The sequence below is a fragment of the Vibrio sp. 1641 genome (assembly GCF_033339995.1).
Classification (GTDB): domain Bacteria; phylum Pseudomonadota; class Gammaproteobacteria; order Enterobacterales; family Vibrionaceae; genus Vibrio; species Vibrio alginolyticus.
In genome coordinates this window covers 25,412-41,569 of the sequence record NZ_JAWOVP010000002.1, presented here as the reverse complement: position 1 = coordinate 41,569, position 16,158 = coordinate 25,412, and the positions used below count along the sequence as shown (strand labels likewise).

Sequence of the window (16,158 nt, the reverse complement as noted above, 5' to 3'; positions counted from 1 at the left end):
ATCGAGGTGTCTCCTACACTATTCTCAAGCAATAAATCCACAAACATTTCCTAAATATAAAGAGTGAGAAGCATGATTAAGTTTCCTGAACATTTTCTTTGGGGTGGTGCCATTGCTGCAAACCAAGTAGAAGGGGCGTACAACCTTGGGGGTAAAGGGTTATCGACATCAGACATGCTGCCAAACGGTATTTTGAGTCCGCATCAAACCCGTGAAGAGCGTACACCGGGTATCAAAGACGTGGCGATCGACTTCTACAATCGCTACCCAGAAGACATCGCGCTGTTCAAAGAGATGGGCTTTAACTGTCTGCGTCTCTCTTTGGCATGGAGCCGCATCTTCCCGAACGGGGACGAACTAGAACCTAACGAAGAAGGTTTGGCGTTCTACGATAAAATTTTTGACGAACTTGCCGAGCACAACATCCAACCTTTCGTGACCTTATCTCACTACGAAATGCCTTACGCACTGGTTGAAAATTACGGCGGTTGGGGCGATCGTCGCGTCATCGAATTCTTCGAACGTTATGCTCGCACCGTGCTTGAACGCTACAAAAACAAAGTGAAGCTGTGGTTAACGTTCAACGAAATCAACATGTCTCTACACGCACCATTTACTGGTGTTGGTTTGCAAGAAGACGCCAATGAACAAGAGATTTACCAAGCGATTCACCATCAGCTAGTCGCAAACGCAAAAGCGGTAAAACTGTGTCAGCAAATCGTACCAAACGGCAAGATTGGTAACATGCTGCTTGGCGCAATCAACTACCCATACACCTGCAATCCTGATGACGTGCTGGCAGCAATGCATGAAAACAACAAGTGGTTGTTCTTCGGTGATGTACAAACACGTGGTCAGTACCCTGGCTACATGAAGCGTTACTTCCGTGAAAATGGCATTGAAATTCAGATGGAAGCAGGCGACTTAGAAGAGATCGCATCGGCAAGTGTCGATTTCATCTCATTCAGCTACTACGCAAGTGGCTGTGCAAGTGCAGACCCGAAACAGAAAGAAGTAGGTAACATCGTCGATAGCGTACCAAACCCATATCTTGAGAAGAGCCAATGGGGTTGGTTGATCGATCCAAAAGGCCTTCGCGTTCTGCTGAACTTCCTTCACGATCGCTACCAAAAGCCACTGTTCGTCGTAGAAAACGGCTTAGGTGCACGTGATGAAATCGATGAAAACGGTGAGATTCAAGATGATTACCGCATCGCTTACTTGAACGACCATCTTGTACAAGCACACGAAGCGATTCTGGATGGCGTTGAGCTGATGGGCTTTACCAGCTGGGGGCCAATCGATTTGGTCGCAAACTCAACCGCTGAGATGAGCAAACGTTACGGCTTTATCTATGTCGATCGTCATGATGATGGGCAAGGAACGCTAGAACGTAAACGCAAGAAAAGCTTTTTCTGGTATCAAGACGTGATTCGTACTTCAGGCGGTTCATTGAAAAGCTAAGCCTGTTGTCTAGGTATAAAGTGCAACTAGGCATTCGCCTAAACCATCAAGCCCTGCAATTGCAGGGCTTGAATTTTAAGGTGTTTATTCATTTAGAGATTAAACTGCAATCTCTCCACCGTCTTCACGGCGAATAACCACTGTCGCCGCTCGTGGGCGCACAGAAACACCAGCAGGCGTTTCTTCGGCTGCATCTTCACTGTATGGCCAGTTACCTGGGTGCTGAATATTTACAAACAATGATTTGTAATCAGGGCTGATGGTAAAGCCTGTTACTTCACAACCATTTGGTCCGACAAAGAAGCGTTTCAATTCAGCTTGATTATCCGCACCAATCACAGCTTGATCACCATTCTCATCTGTTAGCTTAGATGGAACAACAGCCAACATTTGATCATTGGTGTAAGACGTGACTTCATCTGCGCCGTTATCAGTCTGAATCCACAAAATACCACGGCCATCAAACGCTAATCCGTCTGGGCTCGCAAACTGGTTTAGCTCATTCAAGCCAGAACGGTTGGTATCTGCATCACCATTTGCTGGCGAACCGAAGACAAAGATATCCCAAGTAAAGTCAGTTGCTGAAGCACCTTCATCCCAACGAATAACATGACCAAACTTGTTATTCAAACGTGGATTCGCAGGGTTGGTTTCATCTGTACGGCGCGTATTGTTCGTCAATGTTAAATATACTGAACCCGTGAATGGATCAACCGTACACCACTCAGGTCGATCCATTGGTGTTGCCCCAACTAAATCCGCCGCGCCAGCAGTATTGATGATAATTTCAGCCAGTGAGTTAAAGTGATCCGCTAACGTACCACCAGCGGTTGTTACGCTATCAAGCGTTAATGGTAACCAAGTACCTGTGCTGTCTTCATTGAAGCGCGCCACATACAGTGTGCCTTCGTCCATGTACTTGTCACCCATCGCCAAGCGGTTATCAGGGTTAGCATCTGCTGGATCCCACGCTGCCGCAGATTCAAATTTGTATAGGTATTCAAAGCGAGAATCGTGACCAGAATAAAATACCACTGGTTTGCCTTCTTCAAGCTTACCGAAAGTACAGCCCTCGTGACGGAAACGACCTAGCGCAGTACGTTTCTTCGCACGTGAGTTTTGCGTGTAAGGGTCAATCTCGACAATGTAACCGTGACCATTGGCTTCATTACGGTAATCATCCATCGCACTTGCTCCTGTTGGAGCCACATTAAAGCGAGAGAACTCATCAAGACGCTCTTCTGCATTACCTGCTAATGTCTCCCACAAGTAGCGTGTGCTTTGGTCATCAACACCAATGCGATCTTGCTCTTCTGTACGAGTCCCGGCGTTAACAAAGTAACCAGGCCAGTTCTCTTCACACGTTAAGTAAGTGCCCCACGGCGTGTAGCCGTTGCCACAGTTGTTTAACGTACCACGCGCTTGGCTGCCATCTGGTGAGAAACGAGTGACAGTTAAAGATGTGTGGGCTACCGGGCCAGACAAATCCATGACTGTCGCACCAGTATAACGACGGTTTAGTGGGTCGGTATCAACCAACTTCCACATGTTATCTTCCAGTTGAATGCGAACCACTGATACACCGTGCGCGTTAATCTCTTTGCGCACTTCATCTACAATGGTACGTACGCCATTTTCAACCGTCGGACCGTTTGGATGCAGTGCTGATGTGTCGATGTACTCGTGGTTAATACATAGCAAGCCATCTGTAGTGCTATCGTTCAATGGGAAAAAATGCATGCCGTCATGGTGCATGCCTAGCGCATTTAACTGATCGGTACTGGTGTTGGTACCATCATTTTGCCATGCGCTGCCTTGTGCATTAAGTGGTGTTCCCCAAGGTACTAGTACTTGTGCGGTGTAGCCTTGTGGAATTGAAACTGCGTCAGTGAGTGAGCCTGGGATAGATTCAAAGTTAAGAACGGCTTTAGATGCGCCCGAACCACTGCTTACTGTACTCCCTGAGTCAGACGAGTTACAACCAGCCAATCCGAAAGCACCAAACGCTGTCATCGCACTGATACCTAAACCACCTTTCAGAATGCTGCGTCGAGATAGGCTCGCTTCTAATACTTCTTCAAATGGTTTGTTTTCACTTTGGTTATAACGCGTCGCGTCAAAGGTTTCCTTGCTCATTTTTACTTTCCCGATCTTATAGTTTAATTAATAAATAAGTGATTAGTTGAACGGCAAGAAGTTTGGATAAGAAAAATGACAAAAGTGCTTAAAACATATGAAACTTGTGTTTCAACAATACTGCAAACCAACCAACACAGCTAACGAAGCAATTAAATTCTGGTCACATAATCACCAACTGTATCGCTTCATTCTGATTTTACTTGGGCTAAAGTGTGATAGAAGGTATAAGGTGTACGAAATCAAATCATCTACGAGAGATAATCATGAAATTAGACAAGATCGATAACAAGAGCCGTCGTATCCGTAAAAAGCTGTTCTTAGGTGAGTTCGCAATCCTAGGTTTCGAGATCAGCTGTGAAACAGACATTAACGACTTCGACCGTTACGATGCATTCGTTGATGACTTTATCGACTACATTGACGAGCTTGGTCTTTGCTTCGGTGGCGGTGGTCTAGAACTGTTTGAAGGCTTCCTATGTTCTACTGACCGTTACGGCAGTGCGACTGAAGAACAGAAAGCGCAAGTTATTAAATGGTTAGAAGCACGTCCAGAAGTGAAAAGCGCGCAAGCGGGCGAACTAGTTGACGCCAACTACCTGTAACTAAAGGGCAACCTGTAATACGCAGAGCTCAGTAAATGGTAGAGAAAGCTGGTCTTAAGACTGGCTTTTTTATTTTTTGAAGAATGCGATAGTAAAAATAGGGGTTTGGGAAGTTGCGCGGAGTGAATGTGATTGTGGTGTTTTTGAGCTGGCAATCAACGGGAAACTGTGTTCCACAGCCAGCTCGTGCCTTTAGGTATAATTAACTATGATTTTTTAGCTGGGGCGTCTTTCGTGTCTTTCCAGTATTGAATACGCACACGATGTAGCTGAGCTCTTCTAGTCTTTTTCATAGTAAAGTCCCTCATCTTATATAAGTAACGCTCCTCATGGAGCTTATTGTCTAAGGTCGTATCCCCTTCAATCTATAAGGGAATCAATCATTTAACCGTGACCAATTTCACAACATAATGATAATTACCGATTTCTTGCAGCCTGTTTTTACTGGCAAACGGCATATTATCTATCTGACACAGTTAACTTACTCACCAGATATGACAGAAAAATGGCAATCAAGTTCCCTACTTATACTGTCATTGAATCTTAATAAGGATTAACAAGGTGGGCATTTCAGATTTACCATACTGTTTATAAAAACCGCAAGAATTTTTATTTCTTTTCAAACAAATCTCTACTCAAGATCAATTCACTTTCATCTTTATCGTCTCCCTTTTAACGCATTGTGATCCAGTTCAATCCACAGAACTCGGAACAAAAAGCGCACATTAATACATTCACCACCAAACTTGTGCGAGATCTCTTACAAGAGTTGTAAGCAAATAGATTAATCACCTCTAAGAGCAATGCCAGAAAAAACATTAAATATATGATTTAAAAGTAATATTTAAATTCACTTAAAATAATCAGTAAAAATAATTTAGAAAAGTTAATTGAGTCAAATCAGCAAAACATCAATACTCAATTTGTCGACAGGATGTTGGCGGGAACAGGAAAAAAGCCTAAAGGATTGGGTATCTTCAGGATGAAGATTTGATAACTTAGGATGAGTTGTCAGCAAGGATGTAGTTAAGCTCTAGGATAGAGTTCGCCCGTCAGGATGATAGGCAAGAATGGACACCGCTAGGAAGGCGATGAACAAGGAACTCGGTTAAAGGACTTAGCCACAATCAAGGATAGATGCAGGGAGCACCTATTAGTAGCTGGATTGCTGCGAAAAAGAATAAGCCCCGTCTGGGAAACCAGGCGGGGTTTTATTTTGTCTGTAATGTATTGATAACGATTCATCTTTTATCGTTTAAGTCTTCTCTGTTTTCATAAAACACCGTGCTATCATTTTCTTTACGTCTCCCAACAAAGCTCTCAGAAAATCACACACTATGCTTAATCCTGTTTGGTTACATACATTTAAGACATTGATTGAAGTCGGTCATTTTACGCAAACGGCAGAAAAACTTTTTATGACTCAGCCTGGCGTCAGCCAACACATCAAAAAATTAGAGCAAAGTTGTCAGCATGCCTTGATCAAGCGCGAAAACAAAAGCTTCGAATTAACCGAGCAAGGCAGGATCGTCTACGCATATGCGCTCGAGTTAGAAGATAGAGAAAAGAAGCTGCTCGAAGAGCTCAGTTTTGATGATGCGTTTTCAGGCCATTGTAAACTGGCTTGTTCTGGTGCAATGGCGTTAATGTTGTATGGGCCCATTTTGGAGAAGCAAAAACAGCACCCGAGCTTATCGTTACATTTAGAAGCCGCGCCAAATCAATCTATTCTCAACGCCATAACGCAAGGGCACATTGATATTGGTATCGTGACTGATGTTCCCAACAAAGGTCTGTTTCACAGTGAGCGAATTGGTAAAGAGAGGTTGTGCTTGGTTCTGCCAAAGCAATATCAAAATAAGCAGATAACGCCACAACTCTTGCATGACTGTGGTGTCATTAGCCACCCTGATGCCGAGCATTACATGACACTTTTTTTTGACCAATGTGAAGAACCACAGCTCCAAGAAATTAAGATGAGCGATTTACCATTATCCGGCTACGTAAATCAATTGAGCCAAATTTTGCTGCCTGTCAGCAAAGGACTTGGCTTCACCGTGCTGCCTCAAAGTGCGGTCGACAATTTTCCGCTAAAAGACACGTTACACATTGCTCAATTGAAAAACACTGTATGTGAAGAGCTATTTCTAGTTCGTAAGCGCAGTCGTGCTCTACCTCTGCGCTATCAGACCATCAAAGAAGTGTTATTGGATGTGATCGGTGGCGCGCATCAATGATGTTAGCCACTCTTCGCTGGTAATGCGTTCCTCTTGGCAATCCACCCAATATGGTTTGCCAGATAACCAGCTCTTTGACGCGACCTCTTTTATAAACACATCCACGGAATCAACGTCATCTTTGGCGTAATCCCATTTATTGCGCATGTGTTCTGCCGCTTCTTGATTAGTGTACGCCTTGCCGTTGCGGATAAAGGTGCAAGAGGATTGCTCAACTCGTTTTATCAACGTCGAGATATCTTGCTCTACCCCTGCTAGTGCAAAGGTCGGCAGAATGCTTAATGTAAGTAACAACGTCCACTTTGCTTTCATCGCACCTTTATCCTTATCCCTGACCACGTAACTACTAATAGTAACTACTGATAAGTGACTTAACTATTCTGGTGTTTGGCTGTTTAGTTCAGCAATTATTGCCACCATGCCTGAGCAGGCTGAGGCTCCGCAATCGCCAAGCGTTGACCGATCTCAGGGCTCACCAACGTTACACCGCGCTCTTCACTGATGTCTAACGCGCGTTGCATTGGCTCATTCCAATCGTGCATTGATAAATCAAACGTGCTGTTATGGATCGGCATCATCACTTTGCCCTGCACATCGATGTGTGCTTGAACGCTTTGTTCTGGGAACATGTGAATGTCTGACCAGAGTTCATTGTACGCACCTGTTTCAATCATGGTGAAGTCAAACGGACCGTACTTTTCGCCAATCTCTTTAAAGCCATTGAAGTAACCAGAGTCACCACTGAAGAACACTTTGTGTTGTTGTGCATTGATAACCCAACTGCCCCACAGCGTCGTATCGCGGTCTGTCAAACCTCGACCAGAGAAATGCTGAGTCGGAGTTAGTGTATATTCAATGCCGTCAACAGAGTGTGACTCCCACCAGTCTAGTTCGATCACTTTCTCTTTGGGTACACCCCAATTCACCAGTAATTGGCCAACTTTTAACGGCACCAAGAAAGTGCCCACCTTGTCGCCTAGCACTTTAATAGAAGCTTTATCTAGGTGATCGTAATGGTCATGACTGATCACCACCACATCGATAGTTGGCAAATCTTCTATCGTGATGGGGGTTTGGTGAAAGCGTTTTGGCCCTGCCCATTGTACAGGAGACGCGCGATCACTGAATACAGGGTCAGTCATCACCAGTTTTCCATCGAGCTTCATTAATACGCTTGAGTGACCCAGACGATAGATGACGTCATCTTGCTCTTCTAACAGTTGCCGCGCTGTGATCGCATGCACTGGAATTTCAATCGTTGGTGTTGGGTTAAGGCGCTCAGTCGTAAAATACGCTTTCATGATTTCGAACATGTCGCCCAAACCGCTTTTGTATTCCAACTCTGTATTTGCAAATTTGTCCGGGTATGTTGGCGCTTTTTCAGTATCAACATTAGAACAAGAAATCATTGATGTACCCATCGCGAACGCTCCTACTGTGGCTAGCAAAGTTTTTTTCATAAAAAGTTAACCCGAACAAAAGTAAACTACACGGTGCAGTTTACATTCTAATTATCAAAAGTAAACTACTTAGTGTAAAATAGCTCAAGAAATGATCTTCTTAACTTAGCAAGCTTATGAATGTAAAAAGAAAAAGTCGTAGTGAAACCAAAAGAGAAGCCATCTTGTGCGCGGCAAGGCAAGCGTTCCAAGAGTTTGGGGTGCAAAACACCAGCATGGATAAGCTCTCTGCAATCGCACAAGTCTCTAAGCGCACGGTCTATAATCACTTCCCTTCTAAGGAAGCGATCGTGACGGAGTTGCTGACTGAGCTTTGGCGTTCGTCAATGATGGAAAGCGATATTAAACGCTTGGCCACTCTGCCACTCAAAGATCAATTGATTGAATTACTCTACAGCGAGATCATTGTGGTAACGGAACCAAACTATATTGAGCTGGCAAAAGTGGCATTTGGGCACTTCTTATTTAAGCCGGAAGATCTCAAAGAACAAGCAGAACAAATGTCGAAACAGGAAACCGCCCTATACCGCTGGCTTACTGAGAAATCGAACAGTGGCGCTTTGCAAATTGATGATGTACATATAGCAAGCACTCAATTGCACAACTTACTTAAAGGCAGTGCATTCTGGCCGCAGTTAATGGGAATTCGCCCCTCTTTGTCGAATGAAGAATCTAGGCTGTTAGCTACCCAAACGGCGGAACTTTTTTTAAGTCACTATCAAAACAGCTAAAAACAGCGGTCAAATTGGCCGCTTTTTTAAGCGATAATTCGTGACAAAGCGATGAAATTTTTGCTCAATTTTATTTATCTCACCCTTGACAGTCTCATACCGCAAGGCGTGAGCGTTCGATAAAATATTTTTGTCGTGTCGACGATGCTTTTTCGTTTTCATCTCACAAAAAAACGCCCTAAGGTGCGCACCTCTGACGACGTGGTTGTTCAACCACAATTCTAAATCGTTGAAGTAAGTAGGTTATGTCATAACATGATCACCTGCCTACTGCATTCTATGCTCTATACTTATATTTTAATTTGGTACTGACTTACTAAGGAATTGCCATGCGTATTGCTATTCTCTCTCGTAATGAGAATTTATATTCAACCATGCGCCTAAAACAGGCGGGTGAAGAACGTGGGCATCAAATCGATGTGATCGACACGCTTCACTGTTATATGGACATTACGAGCAACAACCCTAAGATCCGCTACAAGGGTGAAGAATTACCGCAATACGATGCTGTTATTCCGCGTATTGGGGCATCTATTACGTTTTACGGCACTGCTGTTGTACGTCAGTTTGAAATGATGGGTACATTTTGTGTCAACGAATCTGTCGCGATCAGCCGCTCTCGTGACAAGTTGCGCTCATTACAACTGCTATCACGTAAAGGCATCGGTTTGCCACGCACTGGCTTTGCTCACCATCCTGACAATATTCAGGACGTGATCAAAAACGTTGGTGGCGCACCTCTAGTGATTAAATTGCTAGAAGGCACTCAAGGCATTGGTGTTGTACTTGCTGAAACAAATAAAGCGGCAGAAAGCGTGATTGAAGCTTTCATGGGTTTGAAAGCTAACATCATGGTGCAAGAATTTATCGAAGAAGCAAAAGGCGCGGACATCCGTTGTTTTGTTGTCGGAAATAAGGTGATTGCCGCAATGAAGCGCCAAGCGAAAGAAGGCGAGTTCCGTTCTAACCTTCACCGTGGTGGCTCTGCACAACTCGTACGTTTGAGCAAAGAAGAGCGTGCGACCGCTGTAAATGCTGCGAAAGTGATGGGCTTGAACCTTTGTGGTGTGGATATCCTTCAATCTAAAAATGGCCCAGTGGTAATGGAAGTGAACTCTTCCCCTGGTCTAGAAGGCATCGAACTAGCAACGGGTAAAAACATTGCAGGTATGATCTTCGATTTTATCGAGAAAAACGCTAAGCCAAATTCAAACCGTACTCGCGGTAAAGGTTGATTTTTGTTTAACGCACAAGAGAGCCAAAAATCGGCTCTCTTGTTACTCGTCGCTAGGATGACACTATGAATCAGAAAATGATCATTGGGAATGCCGAAGCTATTTGCTTGCCAGAGTTAGGGATTACTCACCTTGAAGCGCGTATTGATACAGGCGCTCAAACCTCTTCATTACATGTAGACAATATTGATTGCTTTGAAAAAGATGGTCAGTCTTATGTTGCATTCGATCTGCACCCAGATGTATACCATTTAGAACAAGTGGTTCGCTGCACAGCGAAACTAAAAGCAAACCGTAAGGTTAAATCTTCTAACGGTACTTTTGAGCACCGCTGCGTGATCACAACGATACTGCGTATGGGCGACCAACAATGGCCAATCGACATTACGTTGACTAACCGTGAAAAAATGACTTACATGATGTTGTTAGGTCGTCAGGGCATGGCAGACAAAGTGCTCGTTGATCCTAGCCAATCTCACTTATTGGCATCTTAACCCCGTAGCTTCAGATGAGTGATCGAACGTTTTTGTTGAGCATCACTCGTCTGGCTTTATCCTCGCCTACTTCCTACGAAATAACGCAAACAACAATCCCTTCGCTTTAACTTTTGTCACTCGCCAGTGCGTCATTGGCTTAGTCGGCGCTGTATTCAAAATGTGCTGATACGCTTTTTCATCCAAAGTCACCTCTCCCCCATGTGCCAAAAGCAAACATTGCGGATTCATCTCAAACACACGCTTTAATGATTGCCGATATTGATTCGGATGAAATATGGGAAACGGCGCAATCAGATGCTGTTTCACCTGCACCATTAAATCCGCCACATACAGTACATCTTGTTCAGAATGATAAACCGACAGATCTCGGTCGGTATGCCCTAGTGTTTCTAGCACCTGCCAATCATCAAATCCAGGAATAAACTCTCCATCAATAAGTTCAATATCTGGCTTTAGCTTGCGGGAATACCACAGGTTTTGCTTTGGTTTACGCATCCGATTCGCCATCCAGCGTGCTAACATCAAATCGGTCAAATGCATTAGCCAACCGTCTACACCGCTATACCACTGGTTCTCTCGCTTTGCGGCCAATAGCTTGCATCCTGTTAAGTCACGTAGTTTGTGCGCACCACCAGCATGGTCTGGATGCATGTGGGTCACAACAACCAACTTTAGATCAGAAAAAGGACGATGGAGTTGATGTTCAATAAAGTCTTTAAGATGAGGAACGTCTGCTCGACTGGCACCATCAAGCAACAATAATCTATCGGGATATTCGGCGAGATACATGGTCTGAATGTACCCCTGAATTCTGTGCAGCTGCAAAATATGTCCTTATTTTAGTGAGATGCTTCATGACCGAATCCTTACTGGTCAGACCAACTATAACAGCAGAATGGACGCTTCGGTAAACAAATATTCACACGTAGCGACGACAACAAATCATAATCGAGATGATAGATTTTAATCATTAGACTCAAGGGCCCTTTTATCCGTTAATGCGCGCACACGGAGTTCGTGTCAGGGTATGAGGTAAATGCCTCATGATTTGCTTTTTTGTACTTTTCCTTCTAATTAATTAAGGAGTTAAGTACATTTTTGTGAGAATCGAGTTGGAAAAAGCAACTAAATTAGACCGCATCCGCGCGGACTACAACGTTCACTACTGGAGCCAAGGTTTCTACGGCATTGATGACCAAGGCGAAGTATATGTATCACCACGTAGTGATCGTGCACATCAAATCCCTTTCAGCGCTATTGTAAATGAGCTAGAAGCGAAGCAGTTAAATCTGCCTGTATTAGTACGCTTCCCGCAAATCGTGCACCAACGTGTGCATGGTATTTGCCACGCATTCAACCAAGCAATTGAAGAATACCAATATCCAAACAAATACTTGTTGGTGTACCCAATTAAAGTAAACCAACAACGTGAAGTGGTGGATGAAATTCTAGCGAGCCAAGCTCAACTAGAAACCAAGCAGCTTGGTCTTGAAGCGGGTAGCAAGCCAGAATTGTTGGCGGTACTTGCATTGGCTCAACAAGGTAGCTCCGTAATCGTGTGTAATGGCTACAAAGACCGTGAGTATGTGCGTCTTGCACTGATCGGTGAAAAGCTGGGTCACAAGGTATTCATCGTACTAGAGAAGCTTTCTGAGCTGGATCTGGTACTAGAAGAAGCGAAAAGTTTGGGCGTAAAACCGCGCCTTGGTTTACGCATTCGCCTCGCCTCTCAAGGCGCAGGGAAATGGCAAGCAAGTGGCGGTGAAAAATCGAAGTTTGGTTTATCAGCATCGCAAGTGCTTAGCGTTATTGAACGTCTTAAACGCGAAGGCAACCTAGACGCGATGCAACTGGTTCACTTCCACCTTGGTTCACAGATGGCAAACATCCGTGATGTACGCAATGGTGTGAACGAGTCTGCACGTTTCTACTGCGAACTACGCGCACTCGGTGCAAACATCGAGTACTTCGATGTGGGCGGCGGCTTGGCAGTGGATTATGACGGCACACGCAGCCAATCATCGAATTCGATGAACTACGGCCTTGCAGAATACGCACGTAATATCGTGAACACAGTGGGCGATGTGTGTCTGCAATACGAACAACCAATGCCAGTGATCATTTCGGAATCGGGTCGCTCGCTAACAGCGCACCACGCTGTATTGATTTCTAACGTAATTGGTACCGAGTCGTACCTACCGGAAGAAGTACATGAGCTTGATGATGACGCTCCGCTTTTGCTAAAAAACATGTGGCGAAACTGGGAAAACTTACAAGATGGTACAGACGCTCGTGCGTTAATTGAGATTTACAATGATACCCAAAGTGATTTGGCAGAAGTGCACTCTCAATTTGCTACAGGCGTGCTTAACTTGGAACAACGTGCGTGGGCAGAACAATTGTCACTACGCATTTACTTCGAATTAAGCCGAAAGATGAGCACTAAGAATCGCTTCCACCGTCCGATTCTGGACGAGTTGAGCGAACGTCTTGCAGATAAGTTCTTCGTGAACTTCTCTCTCTTCCAATCTCTACCAGATGCTTGGGGTATTGATCAGGTGTTCCCTGTTCTGCCACTTTCTGGTCTTGGCGAGGCGGAAGAGCGTCGTGCAGTGATGTTGGACATCACATGTGACTCTGATGGCGCGATCGATCACTACGTTGATGGTCAAGGCATCGAGAGCACGCTACCTGTACCTGCTTGGAGCAAAGACAAACCGTACCTAATGGGCTTTTTCCTAGTAGGCGCATACCAAGAAATCCTTGGTGACATGCACAACCTATTTGGTGATACCCACAGTGCTGTAGTCAATGTTGATGAACATGGTCAATTTGAGATCAGTTACATCAACGAAGGTGATAGTGTAGAAGACATGATGCGCTACGTTCATATCGACGTGGATGCGATTCGTGACAATTATAAACAATTGGTTTCACAGCGAGTTGAAGCCAATGAACAAGCACAAATCCTAGCAGAACTAGAACAAGGTCTAGCAGGATACACCTATTTAGAGGACTTCTGATATGAATGATTTGTTTACTAAAACTGATTATTCGCTTTACTCCAACTCTATGTCGTTTTTACGTCTGCCGTACATTCGTAACCCGGTATCGGCAGACGCAGACGTTGTGGTGTTGGGAGTCCCTCTGGACATGGCAACATCTGGTCGTCCAGGTGCGCGTATGGGTCCAGATGCAATTCGCCGTGCCTCAGTCAACTTGGCATGGGAAGGTAAGAAGTTCCCGTGGAGCTTCAACGTATTGGATAAACTGAAAGTGATCGACGCAGGTGATCTCGTGTTCGATTGCGGTGATGCGGAAGATTTTACTTACCGCCTTGAAGCGGCAACCAGTGAAATTCTAAAAAGTGGTAAAACCATGTTGGGATTGGGCGGTGACCACTTCATCACGCTACCTATCCTACGTGCCTATGCGAAGCATCATGGCCAAATGGCTTTGATTCACTTTGATGCTCATACGGACACCTATGCAAATGGCAGTTCATACGACCACGGTACGATGTTCTACCATGCGCCGAAAGAAGGTTTGATCTCAGCGAAGAACTCAATACAAATCGGCATTCGTACGGAGTACAAACAGCAAGATCACGGCTTCAATGTGATTAATGCGATGCAAGCGAATGACATGTCGGTGAACGAGATCCTAGAAGAAATTCGTCGCACCGTCGCAGACAAGCCAATATATGTCACTTTTGACATCGACTGCTTAGACCCGGCCTTCGCACCGGGAACTGGTACACCAGTTTGTGGTGGCTTGAACTCAGACAAAGCGCTGAAAATTATTCGTGGTTTAGCCGGCATGAATATCGTGGGTATGGATGTTGTCGAAGTATCGCCTCCATACGACCACAGTGATGTTACCGCACTAGCGGGAGCAACCATCGCACTAGAAATGCTTTACGCATACGCATCTGAGCGCGAATAGACATAATCATTTCTAAGGGAGCTTCGGCTCCCTTTTCTTTCTGATGCTTTCCTCTACCTTTTATTCACTCGTTTCATCGTGAACTCAGCTCAACCGAGCAGACGCTTTATTTTTGCACTTTAACCATTAAAACCAGTTACCTATAAGGCTCATTCTATTCACGAAAAGTAAAAAATTTAACGTAATTAGACAAAGAAATGCACCGCTTTTTGAAAACAAAATCGGATTAGTTTTTCTAATTGAAATCATAGATTTTTATCTTGCTCAACTTCACACTTTTCGATTGCTAATTATACAAGCAAGCACTATTATCTCGCGCAAATACCCCCGCAACACAAGAATTCAGTTGGCACTCTGTAAAAGAGCGCTAAGGGTTTTTACGTCTTAAATTTTTTGGAGAGATACGCAAATGTCTGCTTCGTTTCCATTAGCGAAACTTACCTTTTTAATCGCTATATTGACTGCCGTGGGTCAAATGACCCAGACAATGTACGTGCCTTCAATCGGTCATATGGCGGGCGAGTTTTTGGTATCTGCGTCATCACTTCAAGCTGTGATGGCTTGTTACCTAATCCCATATGGCTTGTCGCAATTTGCGTATGGCACACTATCGGACCGCTTGGGACGCAAACCGATCATCATCGTCGGGCTGCTTATCTACATCGCGGGTACACTGGTAGCATTATTTGCACATCAATTTGAATGGTTCTTGATTGGTAGCTTTATCCAAGGCTTAGGTATTGGCTGCGGCGGTGCGATGTCACGCACTCTGACTCGCGATTGCTTTGAAGGCTCTGATCTACACAGAGCAAACAGCTTAATTAGCATGTGTGTGATTTTCTCACCATTAATGGCACCAGTATTAGGCGGTTACCTAACAGAAGCTTTCGGATGGCGGTCGAGCTACTTGTTCTTAGCGCTATTTGCTATCGCGGTTGTGATCACCATGATGACAAGCATGATGGAGACGCTACCAAAAGAGAAACGCAAATTCGAACCAGTAGCCAAAAGCTACAAACACGTTTTGTCTGACCGTCGCTTTCAAGGCTTTTTGATTTGCCTGGTTGCAACATTCGCTGGTGTGGGTGTATTCGAAGCGGCGGCTGGGGTGTTGTTAGGTGGGGTATTAGAATTACCAGCAACAACGGTAAGTTTGCTGTTTATATTGCCGATCCCAGGTTACTTGGTGGGTGCAGGCTTATCTAGCTACATCGCAAGACATCGCTCTGAGCGTCGTGCTCTAAATGTAGGCTTGGTCTCTATTTTTGTAGGCTCTGCTATTGTGCTCATCCCAGGCTTGTTTGGTTTAACCACGGCATTAACGCTGGTTGGAGGCGCAACCGTGTATTTTTTGGGTGCGGGTATTCTCTTCCCAGCAGCAACAACTGGAGCGATTGCGCCATTCCCATACCATGCAGGAACAGCAGGCGCGACATTGGGTGGCATGCAAAACTTGGGGGCAGGTGTCGCAACTTTGCTCGCGTCACTATTTCCAGCGCATAACCAGATGCCTTTGGGCATTTTGATGATGGTAATGTCGGTAATTGCAATGCTTGGGTTAATGTGGGTGAATCGAGCACACAATCACTCAAACGAAGTACCGCAAGTTATCTGATCATTATCAGCTTACTTTCAAAATCCAAAAGGGACACACTCAACAAGTGTGTCCCTTTTTTCATATCACACTATATCGATTTCCCGATGAGAATGATTTAACTTTCGAATTGATATTTGTTAAAAATAACAGCTGCTTACACAATGTGTTTTCAGCTTCCTTCAAATTGAGTATCCAACTCGGAAATATTGAGGATTCTCACTTTTTCGGTATACCCCATAACAAAGAATGGA

Annotated in this window: 13 protein-coding genes; 9 read left to right on the top strand and 4 right to left on the bottom strand. The window is 44.6% G+C overall.

Annotated features, from left to right (window positions below; all coding sequences use genetic code 11):
* The first annotated feature begins 72 nt into the window (after nucleotides 1-72).
* Nucleotides 73-1,464 (top strand): glycoside hydrolase family 1 protein, encoded by a 1,392-nt coding sequence (locus R7Z47_RS04190; protein ID WP_262606732.1) that lies wholly within the window; start codon nucleotides 73-75, stop codon nucleotides 1,462-1,464.
* Between the two features lie 99 nt (nucleotides 1,465-1,563).
* Here R7Z47_RS04190 and R7Z47_RS04185 read toward each other — a convergent pair whose 3' ends face one another.
* The gene (locus R7Z47_RS04185) at nucleotides 1,564-3,600 is read right to left on the bottom strand and encodes a PhoX family protein (RefSeq protein WP_005384183.1); all 2,037 of its coding nucleotides are present in this window, start codon (nucleotides 3,598-3,600) and stop codon (nucleotides 1,564-1,566) included.
* 266 nt (nucleotides 3,601-3,866) lie between these two features.
* Here R7Z47_RS04185 and R7Z47_RS04180 point away from each other — a divergent pair, with 266 nt between their 5' ends.
* Together R7Z47_RS04180 and R7Z47_RS04175 are read left to right on the top strand one after the other, a co-directional pair.
* On the top strand, nucleotides 3,867-4,205 hold the full coding sequence (locus tag R7Z47_RS04180) for a YggL family protein (protein WP_005374208.1): 339 nt from the start codon (nucleotides 3,867-3,869) through the stop codon (nucleotides 4,203-4,205).
* Nucleotides 4,206-5,542: 1,337 nt separating this feature from the next.
* On the top strand, nucleotides 5,543-6,442 hold the full coding sequence (locus R7Z47_RS04175; protein WP_053349393.1) for a LysR family transcriptional regulator: 900 nt from the start codon (nucleotides 5,543-5,545) through the stop codon (nucleotides 6,440-6,442).
* Here the strand turns inward: R7Z47_RS04175 and R7Z47_RS04170 are convergent.
* Both R7Z47_RS04170 and R7Z47_RS04165 read right to left on the bottom strand, forming a co-directional pair.
* Nucleotides 6,410-6,754, bottom strand: a complete 345-nt coding sequence (locus R7Z47_RS04170) for a DUF5329 family protein (RefSeq protein ID WP_033906240.1) — start codon at nucleotides 6,752-6,754, stop codon at nucleotides 6,410-6,412. The two genes, R7Z47_RS04175 and R7Z47_RS04170, sit on opposite strands and share 33 nt — an antisense overlap.
* A gap of 95 nt (nucleotides 6,755-6,849) precedes the next feature.
* The gene (locus R7Z47_RS04165; RefSeq protein ID WP_213879698.1) at nucleotides 6,850-7,863 is read right to left on the bottom strand and encodes an MBL fold metallo-hydrolase; all 1,014 of its coding nucleotides are present in this window, start codon (nucleotides 7,861-7,863) and stop codon (nucleotides 6,850-6,852) included.
* 155 nt (nucleotides 7,864-8,018) lie between these two features.
* On the opposite strand from R7Z47_RS04165, the gene R7Z47_RS04160 reads away from it, so the two are divergent.
* The 3 genes from R7Z47_RS04160 to R7Z47_RS04150 all read left to right on the top strand — a co-directional run bounded on the left by R7Z47_RS04160 (nucleotide 8,019) and on the right by R7Z47_RS04150 (nucleotide 10,362).
* Nucleotides 8,019-8,633 carry a TetR/AcrR family transcriptional regulator gene (locus tag R7Z47_RS04160; protein WP_025768062.1) on the top strand — a complete coding sequence of 205 codons (615 nt, stop codon included), beginning with the start codon at nucleotides 8,019-8,021 and terminating at the stop codon, nucleotides 8,631-8,633.
* Nucleotides 8,634-8,962: 329 nt separating this feature from the next.
* Nucleotides 8,963-9,868, top strand: coding sequence for a 30S ribosomal protein S6--L-glutamate ligase (rimK, locus tag R7Z47_RS04155; protein WP_005374224.1), 906 nt, complete (start codon nucleotides 8,963-8,965; stop codon nucleotides 9,866-9,868).
* Nucleotides 9,869-9,933: 65 nt separating this feature from the next.
* Nucleotides 9,934-10,362 (top strand): ATP-dependent zinc protease, encoded by a 429-nt coding sequence (locus R7Z47_RS04150; protein WP_005374226.1) that lies wholly within the window; start codon nucleotides 9,934-9,936, stop codon nucleotides 10,360-10,362.
* 66 nt (nucleotides 10,363-10,428) lie between these two features.
* Here R7Z47_RS04150 and R7Z47_RS04145 read toward each other — a convergent pair whose 3' ends face one another.
* Nucleotides 10,429-11,154, bottom strand: coding sequence for an MBL fold metallo-hydrolase (locus tag R7Z47_RS04145; protein ID WP_213972892.1), 726 nt, complete (start codon nucleotides 11,152-11,154; stop codon nucleotides 10,429-10,431).
* A 323-nt stretch (nucleotides 11,155-11,477) separates the two neighbouring features.
* Between R7Z47_RS04145 and speA the strand changes: the two genes are divergently transcribed.
* The 3 genes from speA (at nucleotide 11,478) to emrD (ending at nucleotide 15,925) form a co-directional block, all read left to right on the top strand.
* Entirely contained in the window at nucleotides 11,478-13,388 is a 1,911-nt protein-coding gene (gene speA, locus R7Z47_RS04140; protein ID WP_411913051.1) for an arginine decarboxylase, read from the top strand.
* Nucleotide 13,389: 1 nt separating this feature from the next.
* Nucleotides 13,390-14,310, top strand: coding sequence for an agmatinase (speB, locus tag R7Z47_RS04135; protein WP_053307121.1), 921 nt, complete (start codon nucleotides 13,390-13,392; stop codon nucleotides 14,308-14,310).
* Between the two features lie 409 nt (nucleotides 14,311-14,719).
* Nucleotides 14,720-15,925, top strand: coding sequence for a multidrug efflux MFS transporter EmrD (gene emrD, locus R7Z47_RS04130; RefSeq protein WP_213867529.1), 1,206 nt, complete (start codon nucleotides 14,720-14,722; stop codon nucleotides 15,923-15,925).
* Nucleotides 15,926-16,158: the final 233 nt, after the last annotated feature.

What these genes read in the sequence shown, in the direction of transcription:
- emrD (WP_213867529.1), top strand. Translation starts at nt 14,720, where the DNA reads ATGTCTGCTTCGTTTCCATTAGCGAAACTTACCTTTTTAATCGCTATA.
- R7Z47_RS04170 (WP_033906240.1), bottom strand. Translation starts at nt 6,754, where the DNA reads ATGAAAGCAAAGTGGACGTTGTTACTTACATTAAGCATTCTGCCGACC.
- R7Z47_RS04180 (WP_005374208.1), top strand. Translation starts at nt 3,867, where the DNA reads ATGAAATTAGACAAGATCGATAACAAGAGCCGTCGTATCCGTAAAAAG.
- R7Z47_RS04185 (WP_005384183.1), bottom strand. Translation starts at nt 3,600, where the DNA reads ATGAGCAAGGAAACCTTTGACGCGACGCGTTATAACCAAAGTGAAAAC.
- R7Z47_RS04160 (WP_025768062.1), top strand. Translation starts at nt 8,019, where the DNA reads ATGAATGTAAAAAGAAAAAGTCGTAGTGAAACCAAAAGAGAAGCCATC.
- R7Z47_RS04175 (WP_053349393.1), top strand. Translation starts at nt 5,543, where the DNA reads ATGCTTAATCCTGTTTGGTTACATACATTTAAGACATTGATTGAAGTC.
- R7Z47_RS04150 (WP_005374226.1), top strand. Translation starts at nt 9,934, where the DNA reads ATGAATCAGAAAATGATCATTGGGAATGCCGAAGCTATTTGCTTGCCA.
- speB (WP_053307121.1), top strand. Translation starts at nt 13,390, where the DNA reads ATGAATGATTTGTTTACTAAAACTGATTATTCGCTTTACTCCAACTCT.
- rimK (WP_005374224.1), top strand. Translation starts at nt 8,963, where the DNA reads ATGCGTATTGCTATTCTCTCTCGTAATGAGAATTTATATTCAACCATG.
- R7Z47_RS04190 (WP_262606732.1), top strand. Translation starts at nt 73, where the DNA reads ATGATTAAGTTTCCTGAACATTTTCTTTGGGGTGGTGCCATTGCTGCA.
- R7Z47_RS04165 (WP_213879698.1), bottom strand. Translation starts at nt 7,863, where the DNA reads ATGGGTACATCAATGATTTCTTGTTCTAATGTTGATACTGAAAAAGCG.
- R7Z47_RS04145 (WP_213972892.1), bottom strand. Translation starts at nt 11,154, where the DNA reads ATGTATCTCGCCGAATATCCCGATAGATTATTGTTGCTTGATGGTGCC.